We start from the raw sequence: 22218 nt of genomic DNA on the forward strand, positions 1-22218 counted from the left end.
ACCACTATAGTGAGATAAATTCGAATGTCAATTTGCCTAAAGTCTTGCTCCAGAAGGCTTTAAGCCGACTTTTTCCTCGAAATTGCCTGCCATTTACGCCTTTTATGCAACTTGTGCAATCCGCTATTGGGGGTAGGTGAACGCGTTGTCATTAGTAGCCTAACTGTCTATACTCGGCCACCGACCGCCAAGGGCTTTTGGGCTTGCTTTCATTGGGGGTCGCATCCCTGGGTGGTGGTTACCTGACCAGTGCACTCCCCAACAACTTTGCCCTGATTGTTAGGGGCTCTTCAGTGTGAAAAAAAAGCCGTGAAAAGCCAACGACCTGTAAACCTAGACCTAAGGACCATCAAACTCCCAGTCACTGCTTACACGTCCATTCTTCACCGTATCTCCGGTGTCATCCTCTTCGTGTGCCTTGCCATCATGCTTTACGCATTGGACAAGTCGCTGAGCTCCGAGGAAGGCTTCGGTCAGGTGAAAGCGTGTCTGACCAGTCCGCTAGCCAAGCTAGTGATTTGGGGCATCCTGTCCGCTCTGCTGTATCACCTGGTAGCCGGTGTGCGCCACTTGATCATGGACATGGGCATCGGTGAGACGCTGGAAGGCGGCAAACTGGGCTCGAAAATCGTTATCGCCGTTTCCGTGGTGGTAATCGTTCTGGCAGGAGTCTGGATATGGTAACTAACGTCACTAACCTGTCGCGTTCGGGCCTCTATGACTGGATGGCACAGCGTGTGTCTGCGGTCGTTCTCGCGGCTTACTTCATCTTTCTGATCGGATACATCGTCGCCAACCCTGGCCTCGAGTATGCCCAGTGGCATGAACTGTTCGCTCACAACGGAATGCGTATTTTCAGCCTGCTGGCCCTTGTTGCTCTGGGCGCTCACGCCTGGGTCGGCATGTGGACCATCGCGACCGACTACCTGACGCCAATGGCGTTCGGCAAGTCCGCAACGGCGATACGTTTCCTTTTCCAGGCAGTATGCGGCGTTGCGATGTTCGCTTACTTCGTCTGGGGTGTGCAGATTCTCTGGGGTATCTGATTCATGGCTAACATTCCAACGATTTCTTTCGACGCCATCATTATTGGTGGTGGCGGTGCCGGCATGCGCGCTGCGCTGCAGCTGGCACAGGGCGGCCACAAGACTGCGGTGATCACCAAGGTTTTCCCGACCCGTTCGCACACTGTGTCCGCACAGGGCGGCATCACTTGCGCCATCGCTTCCGCCGACCCGAACGATGACTGGCGCTGGCACATGTACGATACCGTCAAGGGTTCCGACTACATCGGTGACCAGGACGCTATCGAATACATGTGTCAGGAAGGCCCGGCTGCCGTGTTCGAGCTGGACCACATGGGTCTGCCGTTCTCGCGTACCGAGCAAGGCCGCATCTACCAGCGTCCGTTCGGTGGCCAGTCCAAGGATTACGGCAAGGGCGGTCAGGCTGCACGTACCTGCGCTGCATCCGACCGTACCGGTCACGCGCTGCTGCACACCCTTTATCAGGGCAACCTGAAAGCCGGTACCACGTTCCTCAACGAGTACTACGCTGTTGATCTGGTGAAAAACCAGGAAGGCGAATTCGTGGGTGTGATCGCGATCTGCATCGAAACCGGCGAAACCTCCTACATTCGTGCCAAGGCCACGGTTCTGGCCACTGGCGGTGCAGGCCGCATCTACGCGTCCACCACCAACGCCCTGATCAACACCGGTGACGGCGTCGGCATGGCTCTGCGTGCTGGCGTGCCGGTACAAGACATCGAAATGTGGCAGTTCCACCCGACCGGCATCGCCGGCGCCGGTGTACTGGTTACCGAAGGTTGCCGTGGTGAAGGTGGTTACCTGATCAACAAGCACGGCGAGCGTTTCATGGAGCGTTATGCTCCGAACGCGAAAGACCTTGCAGGTCGTGACGTGGTTGCCCGTTCGATGGTCAAGGAAATCATCGCCGGCAACGGTTGCGGTCCGAATGGCGACCACGTAATGCTCAAACTCGACCACCTGGGCGAGGAAGTGCTGCACAGCCGTCTGCCAGGCATCTGCGAACTGTCGAAGACCTTCGCCCACGTTGACCCGGTCGTTGCTCCGGTTCCGGTTGTGCCGACCTGCCACTACATGATGGGCGGCGTTGCCACCAACATTCATGGCCAGGCGATCACCCAGAACGCCGAAGGTCAGGACCAGATCATCCCTGGCCTGTTCGCGGTAGGCGAAGTGGCTTGCGTATCGGTACACGGTGCGAACCGTCTGGGCGGCAACTCGCTGCTCGACCTGGTGGTCTTCGGTCGCGCTGCCGGCCTGCACCTGGAAAAGGCGTTGACCGATGGCATCGAATACGACGACGCTACCGAGTCCGACATCGAAGCTGCACTGTCGCGTCTGAACGCGCTGAACAACCGTACCGACGGTGAAGACGTTGCCACCCTGCGTCGCGAGCTGCAAAGCTGCATGCAGAACTACTTCGGTGTATTCCGTACCGGCGAATACATGCAGAAGGGCATCGCTCAGTTGGCCGATCTGCGCAAGCGTATCGCCAACGTGAAGATCAACGACAAGTCGCAAGCGTTCAACACTGCACGTATCGAAGCGCTGGAACTGCAGAACCTGCTGGAAGTGGCTGAAGCTACCGCCATCGCGGCCGAAGTACGTAAAGAGTCCCGCGGCGCTCACGCCCGTGAAGACTTCGAAGACCGTGATGACGAAAACTGGCTGTGCCACACCCTGTACTTCCCGGGTGACAAGCGCGTCACCAAGCGTGCCGTGAACTTCTCGCCGAAGACTGTTCCGACTTTCGAACCTAAAGTCCGGACTTATTAAGGGTGACCGCCATGTTGCAAGTCAGTGTTTATCGCTACAACCCTGATCAGGACGCCGCGCCGTTCATGCAGGATTTCCAGGTCGATACCGGTGGTAAAGACCTGATGGTGCTGGACGTGCTGGCCCTGATCAAAGAGCAGGACGAAGGTTTCTCCTATCGTCGCTCCTGCCGTGAAGGCGTCTGCGGCTCCGACGGCATGAACATCAACGGCAAGAACGGTCTGGCCTGCATCACGCCGCTGTCTGCCGTTGTAAAAGGCAACAAGCTGATCGTTCGTCCGCTGCCAGGTTTGCCGGTTATCCGTGACCTGGTCGTCGATATGAGCATCTTCTACAAGCAATACGAGAAGGTGAAGCCTTACCTGCAGAACGACACGCCGGCTCCGGCCATCGAGCGTCTGCAGTCGCCAGAAGAGCGCGAAAAGCTCGACGGTCTGTACGAGTGCATCCTGTGCGCCTGCTGCTCGACCTCTTGCCCGTCCTTCTGGTGGAACCCGGACAAGTTCCTGGGTCCTGCTGCGCTGCTGCAAGCCTACCGCTTCCTGGCAGACAGTCGCGACACCAAGACCAGCGAGCGTCTGGCTTCACTTGACGACCCGTTCAGCGTTTTCCGCTGCCGGGGCATCATGAACTGCGTCAACGTATGTCCGAAAGGCCTGAACCCGACTAAGGCCATCGGTCACATCCGTAACATGCTGCTTTCGAGCGGCGTGTGATTCAGCTGCTGTAACCGTTGCACCGTAGAGGCTGTGGCGCGGGCTTCAACCCGCGTCATGGCTATAACCAGAGCAGTAGCCATAAGCTGCAGCTCTTCTTTTGAAGAAATGAGACAAGCAGGGGCATCCGGGCTGGTACCCGGACTATCAGTGTGATCCTAGGTGGCTTGTTTTAGTCGCTGCATTCGGACTTCTGCAAGTTTGCTCGGTGTCGACACCGATGGTGTTCCCCTAACCGAGGGTGACCAAGCATGCAAGAAAGCGTGATGCAGCGCATGTGGAACAGCGCCTACCTTTCAGGTGGAAACGCTGCCTATGTGGAAGAGCTTTATGAGCTCTACCTGCACGACCCTAACGCTGTGCCAGAAGAGTGGCGCACCTACTTTCAGAAGTTGCCAGCCGACGGCAACTCTGCCACTGATGTTTCGCACTCGACGATTCGCGATCATTTCGTGCTGCTGGCAAAGAACCAGCGCCGCGCCCAACCGGTTTCCGCCGGCAGCGTGAGCAGTGAGCACGAGAAGAAGCAAGTTGAAGTGCTGCGATTGATCCAGGCCTACCGTATGCGTGGCCACCAGGCAGCCCAGCTTGACCCGCTGGGGCTGTGGCAGCGTCCTGCACCTGCAGACCTGTCGATCAATCATTACGGCTTGACCAATGCCGATCTTGATACGACCTTCCGTGCCGGCGACCTGTTCATCGGCAAAGAGGAAGCGAGCCTACGCGAAATTCACGAAGCGTTGCAGCAGACATATTGCCGCACCATCGGCGCTGAATTTACGCACATCACCGATTCCGAGCAGCGCCAGTGGTTCCAGCAACGTCTGGAAAGCGTGCGTGGCCGTCCGACGTACTCCGCCGACATCAAGAGCCACCTGCTTGAGCGCGTGACTGCCGGTGAAGGCCTGGAAAAATACCTGGGCACCAAATACCCGGGCACCAAGCGTTTCGGTCTGGAAGGCGGCGAAAGCCTGATTCCGATGCTCGACGAACTGATCCAGCGTTCCGGCTCGTACGGCACCAAGGAAGTCGTCATCGGCATGGCCCACCGTGGCCGTCTGAACGTGCTGGTCAACACCTTCGGCAAGAACCCGCGCGAGCTGTTCGACGAGTTCGAAGGCAAGAAGAAGGTCGAGCTGGGTTCCGGTGACGTTAAATACCACCAGGGCTTCTCGTCCAACGTGATGACCACCGGCGGTGAAGTTCACCTCGCCATGGCGTTCAACCCGTCCCACCTGGAAATCGTTTCCCCGGTGGTCGAAGGTTCGGTGCGCGCCCGTCAGGACCGTCGCAACGACCTGACCGGTGAGAAGGTACTGCCGATCTCCATCCACGGTGACGCGGCATTTGCCGGTCAGGGCGTGGTCATGGAAACCTTCCAGATGTCGCAGACCCGCGGTTTCAAGACCGGCGGTACCGTGCACATCGTGATCAACAACCAGGTCGGTTTCACCATCAGCAACCCGCTGGACTCGCGCTCCACCGAGTACGCCACCGACGTTGCCAAGATGATCCAGGCGCCGATCCTCCATGTGAATGGCGATGATCCGGAAGCCGTGCTGTTCGTGACCCAATTGGCCATCGACTACCGCATGCAGTTCAAGCGTGACGTGGTGATCGATCTGGTCTGCTACCGTCGTCGCGGCCACAACGAGGCCGACGAGCCAAGCGGCACCCAGCCACTGATGTATCAGCAGATCACCAAGCAGCGCACCACCCGTGAGCTGTACGCTGATCGCCTGACTCAGGCCGGTGTGCTTGACGCTGAACGCGTTCAGGCCAAGGTCGACGAATACCGCAACGCGCTGGACAACGGTCTGCACGTAGTGAAATCGCTGGTCAAAGAGCCGAACAAAGAGCTGTTCGTCGACTGGCGTCCGTACCTGGGCCACGCCTGGACTGCGCGTCACGACACGCGTTTCGATCTCAAGACCCTGCAAGAGCTGTCCGCCAAGCTGCTGGAAATTCCGGAAGGCTTCGTTGTTCAGCGCCAGGTCGCGAAGATCTACGAAGACCGTCAGAAGATGCAAGCCGGCGGCCTGCCGATCAACTGGGGTTACGCTGAAACCATGGCGTACGCGACCCTCGCGTTCGAAGGTCACCCGATCCGCATGACCGGTCAGGACATCGGCCGCGGTACGTTCTCGCACCGTCACGCTGTGTTGCACAACCAGAAAGACGCGGGCACCTACATTCCGCTGCAGAACCTGTACGACGGTCAGCCACGTTTCGACCTGTACGACTCGTTCCTCTCGGAAGAAGCGGTACTGGCATTCGAATACGGTTACTCGACCACCACGCCAAACGCGCTGGTGATCTGGGAAGCCCAGTTCGGCGACTTCGCCAACGGTGCTCAGGTCGTGATCGACCAGTTCATCACCAGCGGCGAGCACAAGTGGGGCCGTCTCTGCGGTCTGACCATGCTGCTGCCACACGGTTACGAAGGCCAAGGCCCTGAGCACAGCTCGGCTCGTCTTGAGCGTTACCTGCAGCTGTGCGCCGAGCACAACATTCAGGTGTGCATGCCGACCACGCCAGCGCAGATCTACCACTTGCTGCGTCGTCAGGTGATCCGTCCGCTGCGCAAGCCGCTGGTCGTGCTGACGCCGAAGTCGCTGCTGCGCCACAAGCTGGCCATCTCGACGCTGGAAGATCTGGCCGAAGGTTCGTTCCAGACCGTGATCCCGGAAATCGATGCACTGGACCCGAAAAAGGTCGAGCGCGTGGTTCTGTGCAGCGGCAAGGTCTACTACGACCTGCTGGAAAAACGCCGTGCCGAAGGCCGCGAAGATATCGCCATCGTGCGTATCGAGCAGCTGTATCCGTTCCCTGAGGACGACTTGAAAGAAGTCCTGGCTCCGTACACCAACGTCAAACACGCCGTTTGGTGTCAGGAAGAGCCGATGAACCAGGGTGCCTGGTACTGCAGCCAGCATCACTTGCGTCGCAGCATCGCCAACCTCGACAAGACTCTCGTACTTGAGTACGCGGGCCGTGAGGCTTCGGCTGCGCCAGCTTGTGGTTACGCATCGATGCACGCCGAGCAGCAGGAAAAACTGCTGCAAGATGCTTTCACTGTTTAACGCCTTCGCGCTGACTGAAACCGAATTTTAAGGACCCACAGATAATGGCTATCGAAATCAAAGCCCCGTCATTCCCGGAATCGGTTGCCGATGGCACCGTTGCCACCTGGCACAAGAAACCAGGTGAGGCCGTCAAGCGTGACGACCTGATCGTCGACATCGAAACCGACAAAGTCGTGCTCGAAGTGTTGGCTGAAGCAGACGGCGTGCTGGGCGCAATCGTTGCCGAAGAGGGCGCTACCGTTCTGTCGAACCAGGTCCTGGGCTCGATCGAAGAGGGCGGCGCTGCTGCTGCCGCTCCTGCCGCCGCTGCTGCTCCGGCCGCTACTGCCGCTGCCGCACCAGCTGCTGCCGATGGCGAAGATGACCCGATCGCCGCTCCTGCCGCGCGCAAGCTGGCTGAAGAAAACGGCATCAACATCGCTTCCGTTGCCGGCACCGGCAAGGGCGGTCGTGTGACCAAGGAAGACGTGGTAGCAGCGGTTGCTGCCAAGAAAGCCGCTCCGGCTGCCGCACCTGCCAAGGCTGCTGCTCCTTCGGCTGCTGCGCCTGTGTTCGCTGCCGGCGACCGCATCGAGAAGCGCGTACCGATGACTCGCGTACGTGCCACCGTGGCCAAGCGTCTGGTTGAAGCCCAGTCGAACATGGCGATGCTGACCACGTTCAACGAAGTCGACATGACCGAAGTCATGGCGCTGCGTTCGAAGTACAAGGACCTGTTCGAGAAGTCCCACAACGGCGTACGCCTGGGCTTCATGTCGTTCTTCGTGAAAGCGGCCACTGAAGCGCTGAAACGCTTCCCGGCTGTCAACGCGTCGATCGACGGCGGCGACATCGTTTACCACGGCTACGCAGACATCGGCGTTGCCGTTTCCAGCGACCGTGGCCTGGTGGTACCGGTTCTGCGTAACGCCGAGCTGATGAGCCTGGCTGAAATCGAAGGCGGCATCGCAACATTTGGCAAGAAAGCCCGTGACGGCAAACTGTCGATGGACGAGATGACCGGTGGTACCTTCACCATCACCAACGGTGGTACCTTCGGTTCGATGATGTCGACGCCGATCGTCAACCCGCCGCAGGCAGCGATTCTGGGCATGCACAACATCATCCAGCGTCCGATGGCCATCAACGGTCAGGTCGTGATCCGTCCGATGATGTACCTGGCTCTGTCCTACGATCACCGTCTGATCGATGGCAAAGAAGCTGTGACCTTCCTGGTGACCATCAAGAACCTGCTGGAAGATCCGGCTCGTCTGTTGCTGGATATCTAAAAAGCAGCTGCAAGCTTTCAGCTACAAGCCTCAAGCTCAGGGCGAGCGGGTGGGCTTGCAGCTTGGAGCTTGCGGCTTGTAGCTTTATTGCTAAAGAGGATTTTTTGAATGTCGCAGAAATTTGACGTAGTAGTGATCGGTGCCGGCCCTGGTGGCTATGTAGCGGCCATCAAGGCTGCTCAGTTGGGCCTGACCACTGCCTGCATCGAGAAGTACACCGACGCAGAGGGCAAGCAAGCCCTGGGCGGTACCTGCCTGAACGTAGGTTGCATTCCTTCCAAGGCGCTGCTCGACAGCTCGTGGAAATACAAGGAAGCCAAAGAGAGCTTCAACGTTCACGGTATCTCGACCGGCGAAGTCAAAATGGACGTCGCTGCGATGGTTGGCCGCAAGGCTGGCATCGTCAAGAACCTGACCGGCGGCGTTGCCACCCTGTTCAAGGCCAACGGCGTTACTTCGATCCAGGGCCACGGCAAGCTGCTGGCCGGCAAGAAAGTCGAAGTCACCAAGCCGGACGGTTCGGTTGAAGTCATCGAAGCGGAAAACGTCATTCTCGCGCCAGGTTCGCGTCCGATCGACATTCCACCGGCTCCGGTTGACCAGAAAGTCATCGTCGATTCGACTGGCGCTCTGGAATTCCAGTCCGTACCTAAACGTCTGGGCGTGATCGGCGCTGGCGTGATCGGTCTGGAACTGGGTTCGGTATGGTCGCGTCTGGGGGCAGAAGTGACTGTGCTCGAAGCACTGGACACTTTCCTGATGGCAGCGGACACCGCTGTTTCCAAGGAAGCGCTGAAAACCCTGACCAAACAGGGTCTGGACATCAAGCTGGGCGCTCGCGTTACCGGTTCGAAAGTCAACGGCGAAGAAGTCGTCGTCAACTACACCGATGCCAACGGCGAACAGACCATCACTTTCGACAAGCTGATCGTAGCCGTTGGTCGCCGTCCGGTGACCACTGATCTGCTGTCTGCCGACTGCGGCGTGGAAATCGACGAGCGCGGTTTCATCGCGGTCGATGACCATTGCGTCACAGCTGTACCGGGCGTCTTCGCCATCGGTGACGTGGTTCGCGGCATGATGCTGGCCCACAAGGCTTCGGAAGAAGGCATCATGGTTGTCGAGCGCATCAAGGGCCACAAGGCTCAGATGAACTATGATTTGATCCCTTCGGTTATTTATACTCACCCGGAAATCGCGTGGGTTGGCAAAACCGAGCAGGCGCTGAAGGCCGAAGGCGTTGAAGTCAACGTCGGCACCTTCCCGTTCGCCGCTTCCGGCCGTGCCATGGCTGCCAACGATACCGGTGGTTTCGTCAAGGTCATCGCCGATGCCAAGACCGACCGCGTATTGGGCGTGCACGTGATTGGCCCGAGCGCTGCAGAACTGGTTCAGCAGGGCGCGATCGGTATGGAATTCGGCACCAGCGCTGAAGACCTGGGCATGATGGTTTTCTCCCATCCGACCCTGTCCGAAGCCTTGCACGAAGCTGCTCTGGCAGTGAATGGCGGCGCCATTCACATTGCCAACCGCAAGAAGCGTTAAGACATAATAAGAAACCACGGCGGCAACGGCCCGTCGTGAGCCTTGCGAGCAAGACTCACCGCGGAATGTCCGCCGGACGCAGTCTTGCGTAGCCCAGCTACGCAAGCAGCAGTCACAGGTGGCGCGGCACTCAAACGAGCGCAGCGCCGAATGCGCAGTACCTAACGAAGACGGTAAAAAGCATGAATCTTCACGAGTATCAGGGTAAGCAGCTGTTCGCTGAATACGGCCTGCCAGTTTCCACTGGTTACGCAGTAGACACCCCGGAAGCAGCAGCAGAAGCTTGCGACAAAATCGGCGGCAACGAGTGGGTCGTCAAAGCCCAGGTTCACGCCGGTGGTCGCGGTAAAGCGGGCGGCGTAAAGCTGGTTCGCAGCAAAGAAGACGCCAAAGCCTTCGCACAGCAGTGGCTGGGCAAGCGTCTGGTGACTTACCAGACTGACGCCAATGGCCAGCCAGTCACCAAGATCCTGGTTGAATCGTGCACTGATATCGCTAAAGAGCTGTACCTGGGCGCTGTCGTTGACCGTTCGAGCCGTCGCATCGTGTTCATGGCTTCCACCGAAGGTGGCGTGGACATCGAGAAAATCGCTCACGACACTCCAGAAAAAATTCTCAAGGCCACTATCGATCCACTGGTTGGCGCTCAGCCATCCCAGGGTCGCGAGCTGGCATTCCAGCTGGGTCTGGAAGGCAAGCAGGTCACTCAGTTCGCCAAGATCTTCGTAGGTCTGGCCAAGCTGTTCAAAGACCACGACCTGGCTCTGCTGGAAGTAAACCCGCTGGTGATCAAGGCTGACGGCGATCTGCACTGCCTCGACGCGAAGATCAACATCGACGCCAACGCCATGTACCGTCAGCCTAAGCTGAAGGCTTTCCACGATCCGTCGCAGGACGATCCGCGCGAAGCGCACGCTGCCAAGTTCGAACTGAACTACGTAGCGCTGGAAGGCAACATCGGTTGCATGGTCAACGGTGCCGGTCTGGCCATGGGCACCATGGACATCGTCAACCTGCATGGCGGCAAGCCAGCCAACTTCCTCGACGTAGGTGGTGGCGCTACCAAGGAACGCGTTACTGAAGCGTTCAAGATCATCCTGTCCGACCAGAACGTCGCGGCAGTACTGGTCAACATCTTCGGCGGCATCGTTCGCTGCGACATGATTGCCGAAGGCATCATCGGCGCCGTGAAAGAAGTCGGCGTGAAAATCCCGGTTGTTGTTCGCCTTGAAGGCAACAACGCTGAGCTGGGCGCTAAAGTACTGGCAGAAAGCGGTTTGAACATCATCGCTGCTACCAGCCTGACCGACGCTGCTCAACAAGTTGTCAAAGCTGCGGAGGGCAAATAATGAGCGTCCTGATCAATAAAGACACCAAAGTTATCTGCCAGGGTATTACCGGTTCGCAAGGTAGTTTCCACACCCAGCAAGCCATCGAATACGGCACCAAGATGGTTGGTGGCGTAACTCCGGGCAAGGGCGGCACCGAGCACCTGGGTCTGCCAGTGTTCAACACCGTTAAAGACGCAGTAGCTGCCACTGGCGCTACCGCCAGCGTGATCTACGTTCCGGCTCCGTTCTGCAAGGACTCGATCCTGGAAGCGGCATTCGGCGGCATCAAGCTGATCGTCTGCATCACCGAAGGCATTCCTACCCTGGACATGCTGGACGCCAAGGTTAAGTGCGACGAGCTGGGCGTAGTCCTGATCGGCCCTAACTGCCCAGGCGTGATCACCCCAGGCGAATGCAAGATCGGCATCATGCCAGGTCACATTCACTTGCCAGGCAAGGTCGGTATCGTTTCGCGTTCCGGCACCCTGACCTACGAAGCTGTGAAGCAGACCACTGACGCCGGTTTCGGTCAGTCGACTTGCGTCGGCATCGGTGGTGACCCGATCCCGGGCTCGAACTTCATCGACATCCTGAAGCTGTTCCAGGAAGACCCGAAGACCGAGGCGATCGTGATGATCGGCGAGATCGGCGGTTCGGCTGAAGAAGAAGCGGCTGCCTACATCAAGGCTAACGTGACCAAGCCGGTTGTTTCCTACATCGCTGGTGTGACTGCTCCTCCGGGCAAGCGCATGGGCCATGCTGGCGCAATCATCTCTGGCGGCAAAGGCACTGCAGACGAGAAATTCGCTGCGCTGCAAGACGCAGGCGTTAAAACCGTGCGTTCGCTGGCAGACATCGGCAAGGCCCTGGCCGAGCTGACTGGCTGGGAAGTGAAGAAGTAAGCTTCGGCTGACTTTTTAGCTCCAGCAACAGAGGCCACCTTCGGGTGGCCTTTGTCGTTCCTGGCGTATGAGAATTTTGAGAGCTGTTGTGGCGAGGGGATTTATCCCCGCTGGGCTGCGAAGCGGCCCCCATGCTAGCGACCATGATCAGTCAGGCAGTTCCAGCTCGGATTCTTTGGGACTGCTGCGCAGTCCAACGGGGATAAATCCCCTCGCCACAGGTTCGTTGTGATGAATACAGGTTCTCTGTATGAAAAATAGATATGTAAACGCGACACGGAAACGTCGCGTATCGGATAGTTCGCCCTCCAACAGTGCGTTTGTCAGCCAAATTCGTTAGGCTGGCCGCCATTTTTGCGTCCGCCGCCCACAAGGCAGCTACGCGCTTTAAGGGTCAGTCCCATACGGATCGACAGCATTTCCCTAATCCAACAGGGCAATCCCCCTCTAAATTCCGATTTCAGTAGTGTGGTATTACCTTAATGAAAGTTTTGAAAGGTCAGGACATCCTGGCACTTGGTTTTATGACGTTTGCCCTGTTTGTCGGGGCCGGTAACATCATTTTCCCGCCGATCGTCGGCTTGCAGGCCGGGCCTCATGTCTGGATGGCTGCGCTGGGCTTCCTGATTACCGCCGTTGGTTTGCCGGTGGTCACCGTGGTGGCGCTGGCCAAGGTCGGCGGTGCGATGGATGCGTTGAGCAGCCCTATCGGCAAGATCGCTGGCGGTATCCTCGCGGCGGCATGCTACCTGGCCGTGGGTCCGCTGTTCGCCACCCCGCGTACCGCGACCGTATCCTTCGAGGTAGGTCTGGCGCCATTGACCGGCGAAAGCCCGCTGGCGCTGTTCCTCTACAGCTCGGTGTACTTCCTGCTGGTGTTCTTCATTTCGCTCTATCCTGGGCGGTTGCTGGATACCGTTGGCCGCTTCCTCGCACCGCTGAAAATCATTGCGCTGGCAGTACTGGGCATCGCCGCGTTCGCCTTGCCGGCGGGTGACATCGGTCACGGCACACCGGAATATGTGGCGGCACCGTTCTCTCAGGGCTTCATCAATGGTTACCTGACCATGGATACCCTCGGCGCACTGGTATTCGGCATCGTTATCGTCAACGCGATCCGCTCCCGTGGCGTCGAGTCGCCGGCGCTGATCACCCGTTACGCGATCATTGCCGGGCTGATTGCCGGCGTGGGTCTGGCACTGGTCTACGTCAGCCTGTTCCGCCTCGGATCCGGCAGCCATGAAGTCGCGGTCGGCGCCACCAACGGCGCGGCGGTGTTGCATGCCTACGTGCAACACACCTTCGGTTCGCTGGGTAGCGGTTTCCTTGCGGTGCTGATCTCGCTGGCGTGTCTGGTCACGGCGGTCGGTCTGACCTGTGCCTGTGCTGAATACTTCAGCCGTGTGCTGCCACTGTCCTACAAGACGCTGGTGATTATCCTCGCGGCGTTCTCGCTGCTGGTCTCCAACCTCGGTCTGACCAAGCTCATTGCTTTCTCGATTCCGGTACTCACCGCGATCTACCCGCCGTGCATCGTTCTGGTCGCACTGAGCTTCTGCAAGGATTTCTGGCATGAGCACGGGCGCATTCTTGGCCCGGTGATGCTGGTTTCCTTCGTTTTCGGCACCATCGACGCCCTGAAAGGCGCTGGTCTGGCCGACTGGATGCCAACTCAGCTGACCCATCTGCCGCTGAGCGAGCAAGGGCTGGCATGGCTGGTGCCATGCGTGATGACCCTGGTGGTCGCCGTGGTCTGTGATCGCCTGCTGGGCAAGCGCAGCGAAGTCACTGCCTGACGTGATGTGACCCGCCACAAGCGGGTCAGGCACGGTTAAACAGAAATGCCCCGTATCAATCGATACGGGGCATTTTTTATCAGAGCTGATAATCCTCAACCCAGATAACGTACGACCAGAGCTCCCACATTGACGTTGTCGCTGTCACGGCTCAGGAGTATTCGCTTGTCGGGCTGCACTGCCACCGAGATCCATTGCATACCTGGCCCCATAGAGTGAGTAACGTATCCCTTGCCGTCCCCAAAGGTTGTGTCCAGTTCACCCGTTGCCAGATAGCGGCAGGCAAGCATTTGCTCCCTGGTTATTTGCCCTGTACTCCCCACCACAACCAAACCATCCTCAGGTTCCCCACTTAGATCGAACAAAGTGCAACCGTCGGTTAATCCAAGATCAGTGACAACAGGCTTACCCTGATTGAATGCGAGATTTGGTCTACCGTTCGGGTTGTACGCGGCCATCATTGCTTTGCGTCCTTTCCCCCAAACGTCGTTGGGGGATGTGTCGACCTGGCCAGCAACAAAGAAGCTGCCGTCAGCACGTAACATCAGGCTTCGTACGCTGACCGGGTAATCCGATGGAATGTAGACGGTCCCGGTGCCATCATCGCCGAAGTCTTTATGGGGCGTTCCATCGACGTTCAGGCGCACAATCTTCCCTTCTCCAGCCCTCGAACCTGCAACTGTGATTACTCCATCCTCTGCTACTGAAATCGAAGCAATGCCCATTGCAAGATCCAGCCAGCCTTTGTTGTTGAAAGCGGTATCGAAATCTCCATTCTGATCAAGTCTGAACAGTCGGTCGCTTTGACCGACGAGTATTTTTTCATCAGCAGTCAGTACTAACCTGGTTCTGGATTGCGACGTGATGGAAGCTTCCGGTTTTGGCAATTGCGATTCGGACTGTGGCAGGAAAGGGACGTAAACCGTCCCATCGGGACCGAAATCGCGATCTCTTTCACCATCAGCGAAGAATCTGGCAAGCGCAAATCGAGTTCCTTGGTCCTCATCATATTGATACCCAAAAAGCAGCGCCTTGCCGTCTTTATAAAGACAGGCGCCAGTTCCGCTGGCTTGTCCCGAACCTGTAAACGTACCTACGATCAAACCGTTTTCGTTGAAGCCAGTATCGTTAGTACCGTCCGCGAGTAATTGCGCCAAATGAAAACTGACTTTGCCCTCTACAACAGTTTGTCCCACGAGAAGGATCTTTCCATCCGGGCGCAAGCCTGCGATTTTCAAAGCCTGGCTTCCCGTAGCAAATGACTCGGCGTACCCCCGGTTGCCAAACGTTGTGTCAATGGGCAGCGCAGCGTTCAAAGGTCTCATGCTCAAATCCTTGTCTGATAGGGGAGCGGTCAGTGTTCCCGTTTGAGAAAACGACCTTATGCCTCGCCATACCCTCGGCGCTACTGTCAGAGTTGACAGGTATAAGCCTCTGAAAACTGATAGCTGCGGTCTATTTTGAATAAATTTGACTCTTCAATGAGCGTGTCTTTTTACGAGCCAACACGTCGAAACGAAGGGTTCCCTCCATCATTCCTCTTGCTCAGGACAACGAATGTCGTTCATCCAAGCCAATCTGATCCACTTGCTCGCCGCCGTCTGGTTTGTCGTCTGCTGGGGCGGTTACACCCGTTATGCCACCTGGAAGGCCCGTGATACGGCGTGTCTGGCCAGCGTGTTGCACCTGTACCGCGAAGACTGGATGCGCCGCATGCTGCTGCGTGACAACCGCATCGCCGATGCCAGCGTGATCGGCAATCTGGAACGCAACGCGTCGTTCTTCGCCTCCAGCACGCTGATCATCCTCGCCGGTATCCTCACCGTGCTCGGTGCGTCCGACCGAGCCGTGTCGTTGTTGGCGGATATTCCGATGGTGCAGCAGGCGTCGCAGGGCATGTCGGAGATCAAGTTGCTGTGTCTGGCACTGGTGTTCGTCTATGCGTTCTTTACTTTCAGTTGGTGCATGCGCCAATACAACTTCGCGGCGATTCTGGTCGGGTCGGCGCCGATGATCGGTGAGCGCCAAGTGACCGAGCAGGAACGCAAGGCCTTCGCTTCGCGGGCGGCGCGGGTGATTTCGATGGCGGCCAACCAGTTCAACTTCGGCCTGCGTTCTTATTACTTCGGCATGAGCATGCTGGCGTGGTTCGTCAGCCCGTGGCTGTTCATGATCATGAGCGCGGGAGTCGTGGTGGTTTTGTATCGCCGCGAGTTTCATTCCGACGTTCTCGATGTCATGGTCTATACCCCTACAGAGGCGCCCGTCCCTGAGGCGAACAAAGAGGCTGTTTGATGAGTATTCCGTTCTGGTGTGTGTTTATCAGTGCTTTATTGATCTATGTGGCGCGTATGCCGGTGGCCAAGGCCATGAAAGAGCAGGGCGGGTATGACAATCACTTGCCGCGGCAGCAGCAGGCGCAGTTGACTGGCTTCGGTGCGAGGGCGCTGGCGGCCCATCAGAACAGCATCGAAGCCTTCATCCTCTTCGCCGTCGGCGTGCTGATGGCGCATACCACGCAAACCGCGGGTTGGCTGATCGATGCGCTGGCGATCATCTTCGTGATCTCGCGGATTTTCTATCTGTGGTTCTATCTGGCCGATCTGGCGAAGTTGCGCAGCCTGATGTGGCTAGTTGGCTTCATCTGTTCGTTGTTACTGATGATTAGTCCGACTTTTAGAGCAGTGTTGCTCTAACCGGTAAATCGCAGGCAAAAGAAAACCCGCACTTGGCGGGTTTTCCTTTCACACCACAAAGCTTATTGCTTTTTGGCGGCTTCTTCTTGAGCAGCGGCGTTCGATTCAGCCTGAGCTTTGGCAGCTTCGGCGTTTTCTTTTGCTGCGTCGTTCACTTTATCCTGAGCTTTGTTCATGTCTTGCTGAGCTTGCTCAGCATGTTGGTTTGCATCTTGAGCTTTGTCCTCGGATTTTTTATCGCAGGCAGCGAGACCGAGGGAAGCGGTCAACATCAAGGCAATAGCTAAAGTCTTACGCATGGGGTGTATCTCCTTATGGAAAATAACTACTGGCCTTAAGAACTCGGCGCTACGGGTTAAGTTCCTCAATTGTTTCAGATATATAAGTTTGTTTTATCACGGAACTTTTGCCGCTTTTCTCAATACTGGCACAAGGCCCAAACGCGAGTAATTATCACATGGCCGAAAACCCCGTTTTTGAGCGCGCGACGCGCTTTTTATCGGCATTGCGGCACTGTCAGGTCCTCGGTCTGCAGGTGCACAGTGCCTCCAGCGAAGGGCTGACGGTGATCCTGCCGTACAGCGAAAAAATCGTCGGCAATCCCGAAACCGGAGTCATCCACGGCGGTGCCATCACTTCACTGATGGACACTGCATGCGGCATGTCGACCCTGTGCGTGCTGCCGGAGTTCGAAGTCTGTCCGACCCTCGATCTGCGCATCGACTACATGCACGCCGCTGAACCGAACAAAGCGGTGTACGGCTTTGCCCAGTGCTACCGCGTCACCACCGACGTGATCTTTGCCCGTGGTTTTGCCTACCAGGACGATCCCGAGCAACCGATTGCCCACGTCGTCGGCACATTCATGCGCATGGGCATTGGTCTGAAGGGCAGCAAAGGCTTCGCGGGCGCGATCAAGGGAGCGAGCCAATGAGCAACGATCTCAGGGAGCAGCTGCAGCAGGCCCACGCGCACGGCGATTACACGCCGCTGCTGGCACTGATTCCTTATGCCGGGCTGATCGGTATCGAGTGCTCGCGAGTCGGCGATGAGTTGCTGTTCAAGCTGCCGGCGAACAAGGACAACATTGGTAACCCTTTATTGCCGGCGATCCATGGCGGGGTGATTGCCGGCTTCATGGAGCTGGCCGCGGCCCTGCATCTGCTGATTTTTACCGGCACGCCCGGCGTGCCGAAGATCATCGATTTTTCCCTCGATTACCTGCGCGCCGGGCAGTTTCGCGACACGTGGGCCAGGTGTCAGGTCTGCCGTCAGGGGCGTCGCGTGGCCAACGTTGCGGTCACGGCGTGGCAGAGTACCGAGGGCGAACCGATCGCCACCGCCCGCGCGCACTTCAAAATTGATGAGCCCTTGAAATCCTGAACAGCGCCCCCAACTCAGATGACAACCCGCCGCAGACCATTTCGGGTCGCGGCCACTGCCATCTGATTGGAGTTTGATGACCATGAGTGTGGAAACTCAAAAGGAAACCCTGGGCTTCCAGACCGAGGTAAAGCAGCTGCTGCACCTCATGATCCATTCGCTGTATTCGAATAAGGAAATTTTCCTTCGCGAATTGATCTCGAACGCCTCTGACGCTGTCGACAAGCTGCGCTTCGAAGCCCTGGCCAAGCCTGAGTTGCTCGAAGGTGGCGCTGACCTGAAAATCCGTGTGAGCTTCGACAAGGACGCCAAGACCGTCACCCTCGAAGACAACGGTATCGGTATGAACCGTGACGATGTGATCACCCACCTGGGTACCATCGCCAAATCCGGCACCGCCGATTTCATGAAAAACCTGTCCGGCGATCAGAAGAAAGATTCGCACCTGATCGGCCAGTTCGGTGTCGGCTTCTATTCGGCCTTTATCGTCGCCGACAAGGTTGATGTATACAGCCGTCGCGCCGGCACTGCCGCCAGCGAAGGCGTGCACTGGTCGTCGAAAGGCGAGGGCGAGTTCGAAGTCGCCACCATCGACAAGCCAGAGCGCGGTACCCGCATCGTCCTGCACCTGAAATCCGGTGAAGACGAATTCGCGGATGGCTGGCGTCTGCGCAACATCATCAAGAAGTACTCCGACCACATTGCTTTGCCGATCGAACTGCCGAAGGAAGTCACTCCGGCCGAAGGCGAAGAGGCTCCAGCCGTTGAATGGGAAACCGTCAACCGTGCCAGCGCCTTGTGGACCCGTCCGCGCACTGAAGTCAAAGACGAGGAATACCAGGAGTTCTACAAACACATCGCTCACGACTTTGAGAATCCGCTGTCGTGGAGCCACAACAAGGTCGAAGGCAAGCTTGAGTACAGCTCGCTGCTGTACGTGCCGGCCCGCGCGTCGTTCGACCTGTACCAGCGTGAAGCGCCGAAAGGCCTGAAGCTGTACGTGCAGCGTGTGTTTGTGATGGATCAGGCCGAGTCGTTCCTGCCGCTGTACCTGCGCTTCATCAAAGGCGTGGTCGATTCCAACGACCTGTCGCTGAACGTGTCGCGGGAAATCCTGCAGAAAGACCCGATCATCGATTCGATGAAAACCGCGCTGACCAAGCGTGTGCTCGACATGCTGGAAAAACTGGCGAAGAACGAGCCTGAGCAATACAAGGGCTTCTGGAAAAACTTCGGTCAGGTCATGAAAGAAGGCCCGGCAGAAGACTTCGCCAACAAAGAGAAAATTGCCGGTCTGCTGCGTTTTGCATCGACCCAGGGCGACGACGGCGAGCAGGTTGTCGGTCTGGCTGACTACCTGGCCCGCGCCAAGGAAGGTCAGGACAAGATCTACTACCTCACCGGCGAAACCTACGCGCAGGTCAAGAACAGCCCGCACCTGGAAGTCTTCCGCAAGAAAGGCATCGAAGTGCTGCTGCTGACCGATCGCATCGACGAGTGGCTGATGAGCTACCTCAGCGAATTCGACGGCAAGACTTTTGTCGACGTGGCGCGCGGTGACCTCGATCTGGGCAATCTGGACTCGGAAGAGGACAAGAAAGCCGCTGAAGAAGTCGCCAAGTCCAAAGAGGGTTTGGTCGAGCGCCTGAAAACTGCGCTGGGTGATTCCGTGGCTGAAGTTCGCGTGTCCCATCGTCTGACCGACTCGCCGGCCATTCTGGCCATCGGCGAACAGGATCTGGGTCTGCAAATGCGCCAGATTCTCGAAGCCAGCGGGCAGAAAGTCCCGGATTCGAAGCCGATCTTCGAGTTCAACCCGAGCCACCCGCTGATCGAGAAACTCGATGGCGAGCAGAGCGAAGAGCGTTTTGGCGATCTGTCGCACATCCTCTTCGATCAGGCCGCCCTGGCGGCGGGTGACAGCTTGAAGGATCCGGCCGCTTATGTGCGCCGGCTGAACAAGCTGCTGGTTGAACTGTCGGTTTGATCACGTTGTAGGAAAAACCCGCTTCGGCGGGTTTTTTCATTCTGGTGTTTACACAATCAGGAGTCAGAAATGAGCCAAGTCACTGTACGTTCCGTGGTCTATCAGATTGACGGCCAGACCTACGAAGGTCGCCTGGCGTTCGACGCCGAGCACAAGGGCGCGCGCCCGGGTTTGCTGATGGCGCCGAACTGGATGGGCGTCAGCGCCGGTGCTGAAGACATTGCCAAAACGGTGGCGGCCGAGGGCTACGTGGTGCTGATCGCGGATGTCTACGGCCAGAGCGTGCGTCCGCAGAACGCTGATGAGGCGCTGGCAGCGATGATGCCGCTCAAGGACGACCGCGCGCTGTTGCGCAAACGTCTGCAAGTGGCATTTGAGCAATTGCAGAGCCAGGGCGAAGCGGCAGTGGATACCTCGAAACTGGCGGTGTTCGGTTTCTGCTTCGGTGGTTGCTGTGCGCTGGATCTGGCCCGCACCGGCGCGCCGGTAAAAGCGGCGGTGTCGTTCCACGGCACGCTGGATTCGCCGAACCCGGCGGATGCGCAGAACATCAAGGGCTCGGTGCTGGTGCTGCATGGCGCGTCCGATCCATTGGTGCCGAAAGAGCAACTGCCAGCGTTCGAAGATGAAATGAACGCGGCGAAAGTCGACTGGCAACTGCTGAGCTACGGCGGCGCGGTGCACTCGTTTACCGATCCGCACGCCAATGTGCCGGGCAAGATGATGTACGACGAAAAGACCGCCAAGCGCGCGTTCAAGTCGATGCATGATTTGCTGGATGAAGTGTTCAACGGCTAAAAGCGAAAAGCCCCTCACCCTAGCCCTCTCCCGGAGGGAGAGGGGACTGATTGGGGGTTGCTGGGGAGTGGCGTCGACCTGAACGTGAATAGGCGAATCCATAATCGCCGAGACTTTTCAGGTCGATGTATAACGCAAGACGCCTCGGTCGGCTCCCTATCCCTCTGGGATAGGCGACTGATTGAGGGTTGCTCGGGAGTGACGTCGACCTGAACTTGAATAGGCGAATCCATAATCGCCGGGATTTTTCAGGTCGATGTATAAAGCAAGGCGCCTCGGTCGGCTCCCTATCCCTCTGGGAGAGGGGACTGATTGGGGGTTGCTCGGGAGTGGCGTCGACCTGAACGTGAATAGGCGAATCCATAATCGCCGAGACTTTTCAGGTCGATGTATAACGCAAGACGCCTCGGTCGGCTCCCTCTCCCTCTGGGAGAGGGCTGGGGTGAGGGTAAGCGGCCTAGCGCGGTAGTTCGATCCGCTCGACTTCCCCCGGCACCGTCGGCCAATCCCCGGCCGCCCACTTGCGCCGTGCCTCATCAATCGCCGCCGGATCGCTTGCAACAAAATTCCAGTTGATCCGTCTCGGCCCATCCAGCGCCGCGCCGCCGAACACCACGGCGTGTACATCGGTTTCGGCAAACAGGCTCATCTCTTCGCCAACCGGCAACACCACCAGCGCATGCGGCTCGATCGCCTCGCCATTCAACTGCGCATCCCCGCTCAACACATACACCGCGCGTTCTTCATGCTCGGCCGGAATCAGCAATGTGGTCGCGGTCTGCATCTTCACTTCCGCATACAACGTAGGAGAAAGCACCGGGACCGGCGATTCCAGGCAAAAGCCTGACCCGGCAATCATGCGAATCTGCACGCCGAGGTTATCGCTGACCGGCAACGTCGCTGCCGGGTGATGACTGTAATGCCCCGGGCCTTCTTCGTGTGCCTTGGGCGAGGCCAGCCAGACTTGCAGGCCGTGCAGGGTGAAGGTCTCGGCAAGCAGTGGCGCAGGCGTACGCTCGACGTGGGCGATGGCGCTGCCAGCGGTCATCCAGCTGACATCGCCGGCGCCGACCACTTGATCGGAGCCCAGACTGTCCTTGTGCTGCAATTGCCCTTCGAACAGATAGGTAAGTGTCGACAGGCCAATGTGCGGATGCTGTCGGATATCCATGCCTTTACCCGTCGGATAAATCGTCTCGAGCATGTGGTCGAAAAACACGAAAGGTCCGACATTGCGGCATTTGGCTGACGGCAGCGGGCGCAGGATCGGCTGGCCTTCGACGTCTTCGGCGCGCGGGCGGATGATCAGGAGTGGCGTGTCCATGGTGCATTCCAGGCTGAGCGGGTGATGCCAGAAGCATAACCCGCCGCTGGCATCAGGAGGATTATTGGCTGTCGAAGCCTTGTGGTGCGTGGGTTTCGATGCTGACTTCGCTGGTGGTCATCAATTTGTGAATCGGGCAGCGATCGGCCACACGCAGCAGTTCCTCGCGCTGGGCGTCAGTCAGCACGCCTTTGAGCGTCAGGGTGACATGCAGGGCGTATTTGCCTTTCTGCTCTTGGCTGTTGTCGCGCTTCACTTCGACTCCCACGCCGGTCAGCGGGATGTCTTTTTTCTTCGCGTACATCTTCAGGGTCAGCGCTTTACAGGCGCCAAGCGCGGCGTCGAAGTAGTCGTGTGGCTCTGGCGCGGTGCCTTCACCCCCAGCGTTTTTCGGTACATCGGCAAACAATTCGTGGTCGTCGATCTGGACGGTGTGACGAAAACCTTCGGCAGAGACGGTATTGACGGTAACAGTCATGGAAACCTCACAGGCGGCAGGAAAAATCGTTCGATCAAAACAGACCTTGCAGTTATAGAGCATTCCCGGCAGTGGGCGTTCCGCTT

The 22218-nt window shown here is 57.9% G+C and carries 20 protein-coding genes; 16 read left to right on the forward strand and 4 right to left on the reverse strand.

Annotated features, from left to right (window positions below; all coding sequences use genetic code 11):
- The first annotated feature begins 309 nt into the window (after positions 1-309).
- The 10 genes from sdhC to brnQ all read left to right on the forward strand — a co-directional run bounded on the left by sdhC (position 310) and on the right by brnQ (position 13466).
- Positions 310-684 carry a succinate dehydrogenase, cytochrome b556 subunit gene (gene sdhC / locus AB4N85_RS03210; RefSeq protein ID WP_016773673.1) on the forward strand — a complete coding sequence of 125 codons (375 nt, stop codon included), beginning with the start codon at positions 310-312 and terminating at the stop codon, positions 682-684.
- Entirely contained in the window at positions 678-1046 is a 369-nt protein-coding gene (gene sdhD, locus AB4N85_RS03215) for a succinate dehydrogenase, hydrophobic membrane anchor protein (protein WP_008049683.1), read from the forward strand. Before sdhC ends, sdhD begins: the two co-directional genes overlap by 7 nt.
- A 3-nt stretch (positions 1047-1049) precedes the next feature.
- The gene (gene sdhA / locus AB4N85_RS03220) at positions 1050-2822 is read left to right on the forward strand and encodes a succinate dehydrogenase flavoprotein subunit (protein ID WP_024012149.1); all 1773 of its coding nucleotides are present in this window, start codon (positions 1050-1052) and stop codon (positions 2820-2822) included.
- 11 nt (positions 2823-2833) lie between these two features.
- On the forward strand, positions 2834-3538 hold the full coding sequence (locus tag AB4N85_RS03225; protein ID WP_016773675.1) for a succinate dehydrogenase iron-sulfur subunit: 705 nt from the start codon (positions 2834-2836) through the stop codon (positions 3536-3538).
- A gap of 251 nt (positions 3539-3789) precedes the next feature.
- Positions 3790-6621 carry a 2-oxoglutarate dehydrogenase E1 component gene (locus AB4N85_RS03230; protein WP_041479560.1) on the forward strand — a complete coding sequence of 944 codons (2832 nt, stop codon included), beginning with the start codon at positions 3790-3792 and terminating at the stop codon, positions 6619-6621.
- Between the two features lie 44 nt (positions 6622-6665).
- Positions 6666-7892 (forward strand): 2-oxoglutarate dehydrogenase complex dihydrolipoyllysine-residue succinyltransferase, encoded by a 1227-nt coding sequence (gene odhB, locus AB4N85_RS03235; protein ID WP_024012151.1) that lies wholly within the window; start codon positions 6666-6668, stop codon positions 7890-7892.
- Between the two features lie 108 nt (positions 7893-8000).
- A complete protein-coding gene (lpdA, locus tag AB4N85_RS03240; protein WP_016773678.1) occupies positions 8001-9437 on the forward strand; it encodes a dihydrolipoyl dehydrogenase in 1437 nt (478 codons plus the stop codon).
- Positions 9438-9619: 182 nt separating this feature from the next.
- Entirely contained in the window at positions 9620-10786 is a 1167-nt protein-coding gene (gene sucC, locus AB4N85_RS03245) for an ADP-forming succinate--CoA ligase subunit beta (protein ID WP_016773679.1), read from the forward strand.
- A complete protein-coding gene (gene sucD / locus AB4N85_RS03250; RefSeq protein ID WP_016773680.1) occupies positions 10786-11670 on the forward strand; it encodes a succinate--CoA ligase subunit alpha in 885 nt (294 codons plus the stop codon). Before sucC ends, sucD begins: the two co-directional genes overlap by 1 nt.
- Before the next feature lie 482 nt (positions 11671-12152).
- Positions 12153-13466, forward strand: a complete 1314-nt coding sequence (gene brnQ / locus AB4N85_RS03255; RefSeq protein ID WP_016773681.1) for a branched-chain amino acid transport system II carrier protein — start codon at positions 12153-12155, stop codon at positions 13464-13466.
- A 95-nt stretch (positions 13467-13561) separates the two neighbouring features.
- Here the strand turns inward: brnQ and AB4N85_RS03260 are convergent, their stop codons facing one another.
- A complete protein-coding gene (locus AB4N85_RS03260; protein WP_236169133.1) occupies positions 13562-14791 on the reverse strand; it encodes an NHL repeat-containing protein in 1230 nt (409 codons plus the stop codon).
- 232 nt (positions 14792-15023) lie between these two features.
- On the opposite strand from AB4N85_RS03260, the gene AB4N85_RS03265 reads away from it, so the two are divergent.
- Together AB4N85_RS03265 and AB4N85_RS03270 are read left to right on the forward strand one after the other, a co-directional pair.
- On the forward strand, positions 15024-15761 hold the full coding sequence (locus AB4N85_RS03265) for a DUF599 domain-containing protein (protein WP_016773682.1): 738 nt from the start codon (positions 15024-15026) through the stop codon (positions 15759-15761).
- Positions 15761-16162, forward strand: a complete 402-nt coding sequence (locus AB4N85_RS03270; protein ID WP_252869026.1) for an MAPEG family protein — start codon at positions 15761-15763, stop codon at positions 16160-16162. Before AB4N85_RS03265 ends, AB4N85_RS03270 begins: the two co-directional genes overlap by 1 nt.
- A gap of 62 nt (positions 16163-16224) precedes the next feature.
- Here AB4N85_RS03270 and AB4N85_RS03275 read toward each other — a convergent pair whose 3' ends face one another.
- Entirely contained in the window at positions 16225-16461 is a 237-nt protein-coding gene (locus tag AB4N85_RS03275) for a hypothetical protein (RefSeq protein ID WP_007959016.1), read from the reverse strand.
- Positions 16462-16619: 158 nt separating this feature from the next.
- On the opposite strand from AB4N85_RS03275, the gene AB4N85_RS03280 reads away from it, so the two are divergent.
- The 4 genes from AB4N85_RS03280 to AB4N85_RS03295 all read left to right on the forward strand — a co-directional run bounded on the left by AB4N85_RS03280 (position 16620) and on the right by AB4N85_RS03295 (position 20330).
- Entirely contained in the window at positions 16620-17096 is a 477-nt protein-coding gene (locus AB4N85_RS03280; RefSeq protein ID WP_024012154.1) for a PaaI family thioesterase, read from the forward strand.
- Positions 17093-17545, forward strand: a complete 453-nt coding sequence (locus tag AB4N85_RS03285; RefSeq protein ID WP_236169132.1) for a PaaI family thioesterase — start codon at positions 17093-17095, stop codon at positions 17543-17545. Before AB4N85_RS03280 ends, AB4N85_RS03285 begins: the two co-directional genes overlap by 4 nt.
- Before the next feature lie 82 nt (positions 17546-17627).
- Positions 17628-19532 (forward strand): molecular chaperone HtpG, encoded by a 1905-nt coding sequence (gene htpG / locus AB4N85_RS03290; RefSeq protein WP_460066985.1) that lies wholly within the window; start codon positions 17628-17630, stop codon positions 19530-19532.
- A gap of 69 nt (positions 19533-19601) precedes the next feature.
- Entirely contained in the window at positions 19602-20330 is a 729-nt protein-coding gene (locus AB4N85_RS03295) for a dienelactone hydrolase family protein (protein WP_095180749.1), read from the forward strand.
- Between the two features lie 457 nt (positions 20331-20787).
- Here AB4N85_RS03295 and AB4N85_RS03300 read toward each other — a convergent pair whose 3' ends face one another.
- Both AB4N85_RS03300 and AB4N85_RS03305 read right to left on the reverse strand, forming a co-directional pair.
- Positions 20788-21654, reverse strand: a complete 867-nt coding sequence (locus tag AB4N85_RS03300; RefSeq protein WP_095180750.1) for a pirin family protein — start codon at positions 21652-21654, stop codon at positions 20788-20790.
- A gap of 61 nt (positions 21655-21715) precedes the next feature.
- The gene (locus tag AB4N85_RS03305) at positions 21716-22132 is read right to left on the reverse strand and encodes an OsmC family protein (RefSeq protein ID WP_056783910.1); all 417 of its coding nucleotides are present in this window, start codon (positions 22130-22132) and stop codon (positions 21716-21718) included.
- Positions 22133-22218: the final 86 nt, after the last annotated feature.

It is taken from the genome of Pseudomonas sp. H1_G08 (genome assembly GCF_054681355.1).

Excerpts from the sequence above, each read along its gene's own strand:
- AB4N85_RS03225 (WP_016773675.1), top strand. The coding sequence starts at position 2,834 with ATGTTGCAAGTCAGTGTTTATCGCTACAACCCTGATCAGGACGCCGCG.
- AB4N85_RS03275 (WP_007959016.1), bottom strand. The coding sequence starts at position 16,461 with ATGCGTAAGACTTTAGCTATTGCCTTGATGTTGACCGCTTCCCTCGGT.
- AB4N85_RS03230 (WP_041479560.1), top strand. The coding sequence starts at position 3,790 with ATGCAAGAAAGCGTGATGCAGCGCATGTGGAACAGCGCCTACCTTTCA.
- sucC (WP_016773679.1), top strand. The coding sequence starts at position 9,620 with ATGAATCTTCACGAGTATCAGGGTAAGCAGCTGTTCGCTGAATACGGC.
- AB4N85_RS03300 (WP_095180750.1), bottom strand. The coding sequence starts at position 21,654 with ATGGACACGCCACTCCTGATCATCCGCCCGCGCGCCGAAGACGTCGAA.
- AB4N85_RS03305 (WP_056783910.1), bottom strand. The coding sequence starts at position 22,132 with ATGACTGTTACCGTCAATACCGTCTCTGCCGAAGGTTTTCGTCACACC.
- htpG (WP_460066985.1), top strand. The coding sequence starts at position 17,628 with ATGAGTGTGGAAACTCAAAAGGAAACCCTGGGCTTCCAGACCGAGGTA.
- brnQ (WP_016773681.1), top strand. The coding sequence starts at position 12,153 with ATGAAAGTTTTGAAAGGTCAGGACATCCTGGCACTTGGTTTTATGACG.
- AB4N85_RS03280 (WP_024012154.1), top strand. The coding sequence starts at position 16,620 with ATGGCCGAAAACCCCGTTTTTGAGCGCGCGACGCGCTTTTTATCGGCA.
- sdhA (WP_024012149.1), top strand. The coding sequence starts at position 1,050 with ATGGCTAACATTCCAACGATTTCTTTCGACGCCATCATTATTGGTGGT.
- AB4N85_RS03295 (WP_095180749.1), top strand. The coding sequence starts at position 19,602 with ATGAGCCAAGTCACTGTACGTTCCGTGGTCTATCAGATTGACGGCCAG.
- AB4N85_RS03260 (WP_236169133.1), bottom strand. The coding sequence starts at position 14,791 with ATGAGACCTTTGAACGCTGCGCTGCCCATTGACACAACGTTTGGCAAC.
- AB4N85_RS03285 (WP_236169132.1), top strand. The coding sequence starts at position 17,093 with ATGAGCAACGATCTCAGGGAGCAGCTGCAGCAGGCCCACGCGCACGGC.
- sdhD (WP_008049683.1), top strand. The coding sequence starts at position 678 with ATGGTAACTAACGTCACTAACCTGTCGCGTTCGGGCCTCTATGACTGG.
- odhB (WP_024012151.1), top strand. The coding sequence starts at position 6,666 with ATGGCTATCGAAATCAAAGCCCCGTCATTCCCGGAATCGGTTGCCGAT.
- AB4N85_RS03270 (WP_252869026.1), top strand. The coding sequence starts at position 15,761 with ATGAGTATTCCGTTCTGGTGTGTGTTTATCAGTGCTTTATTGATCTAT.
- AB4N85_RS03265 (WP_016773682.1), top strand. The coding sequence starts at position 15,024 with ATGTCGTTCATCCAAGCCAATCTGATCCACTTGCTCGCCGCCGTCTGG.
- sucD (WP_016773680.1), top strand. The coding sequence starts at position 10,786 with ATGAGCGTCCTGATCAATAAAGACACCAAAGTTATCTGCCAGGGTATT.
- lpdA (WP_016773678.1), top strand. The coding sequence starts at position 8,001 with ATGTCGCAGAAATTTGACGTAGTAGTGATCGGTGCCGGCCCTGGTGGC.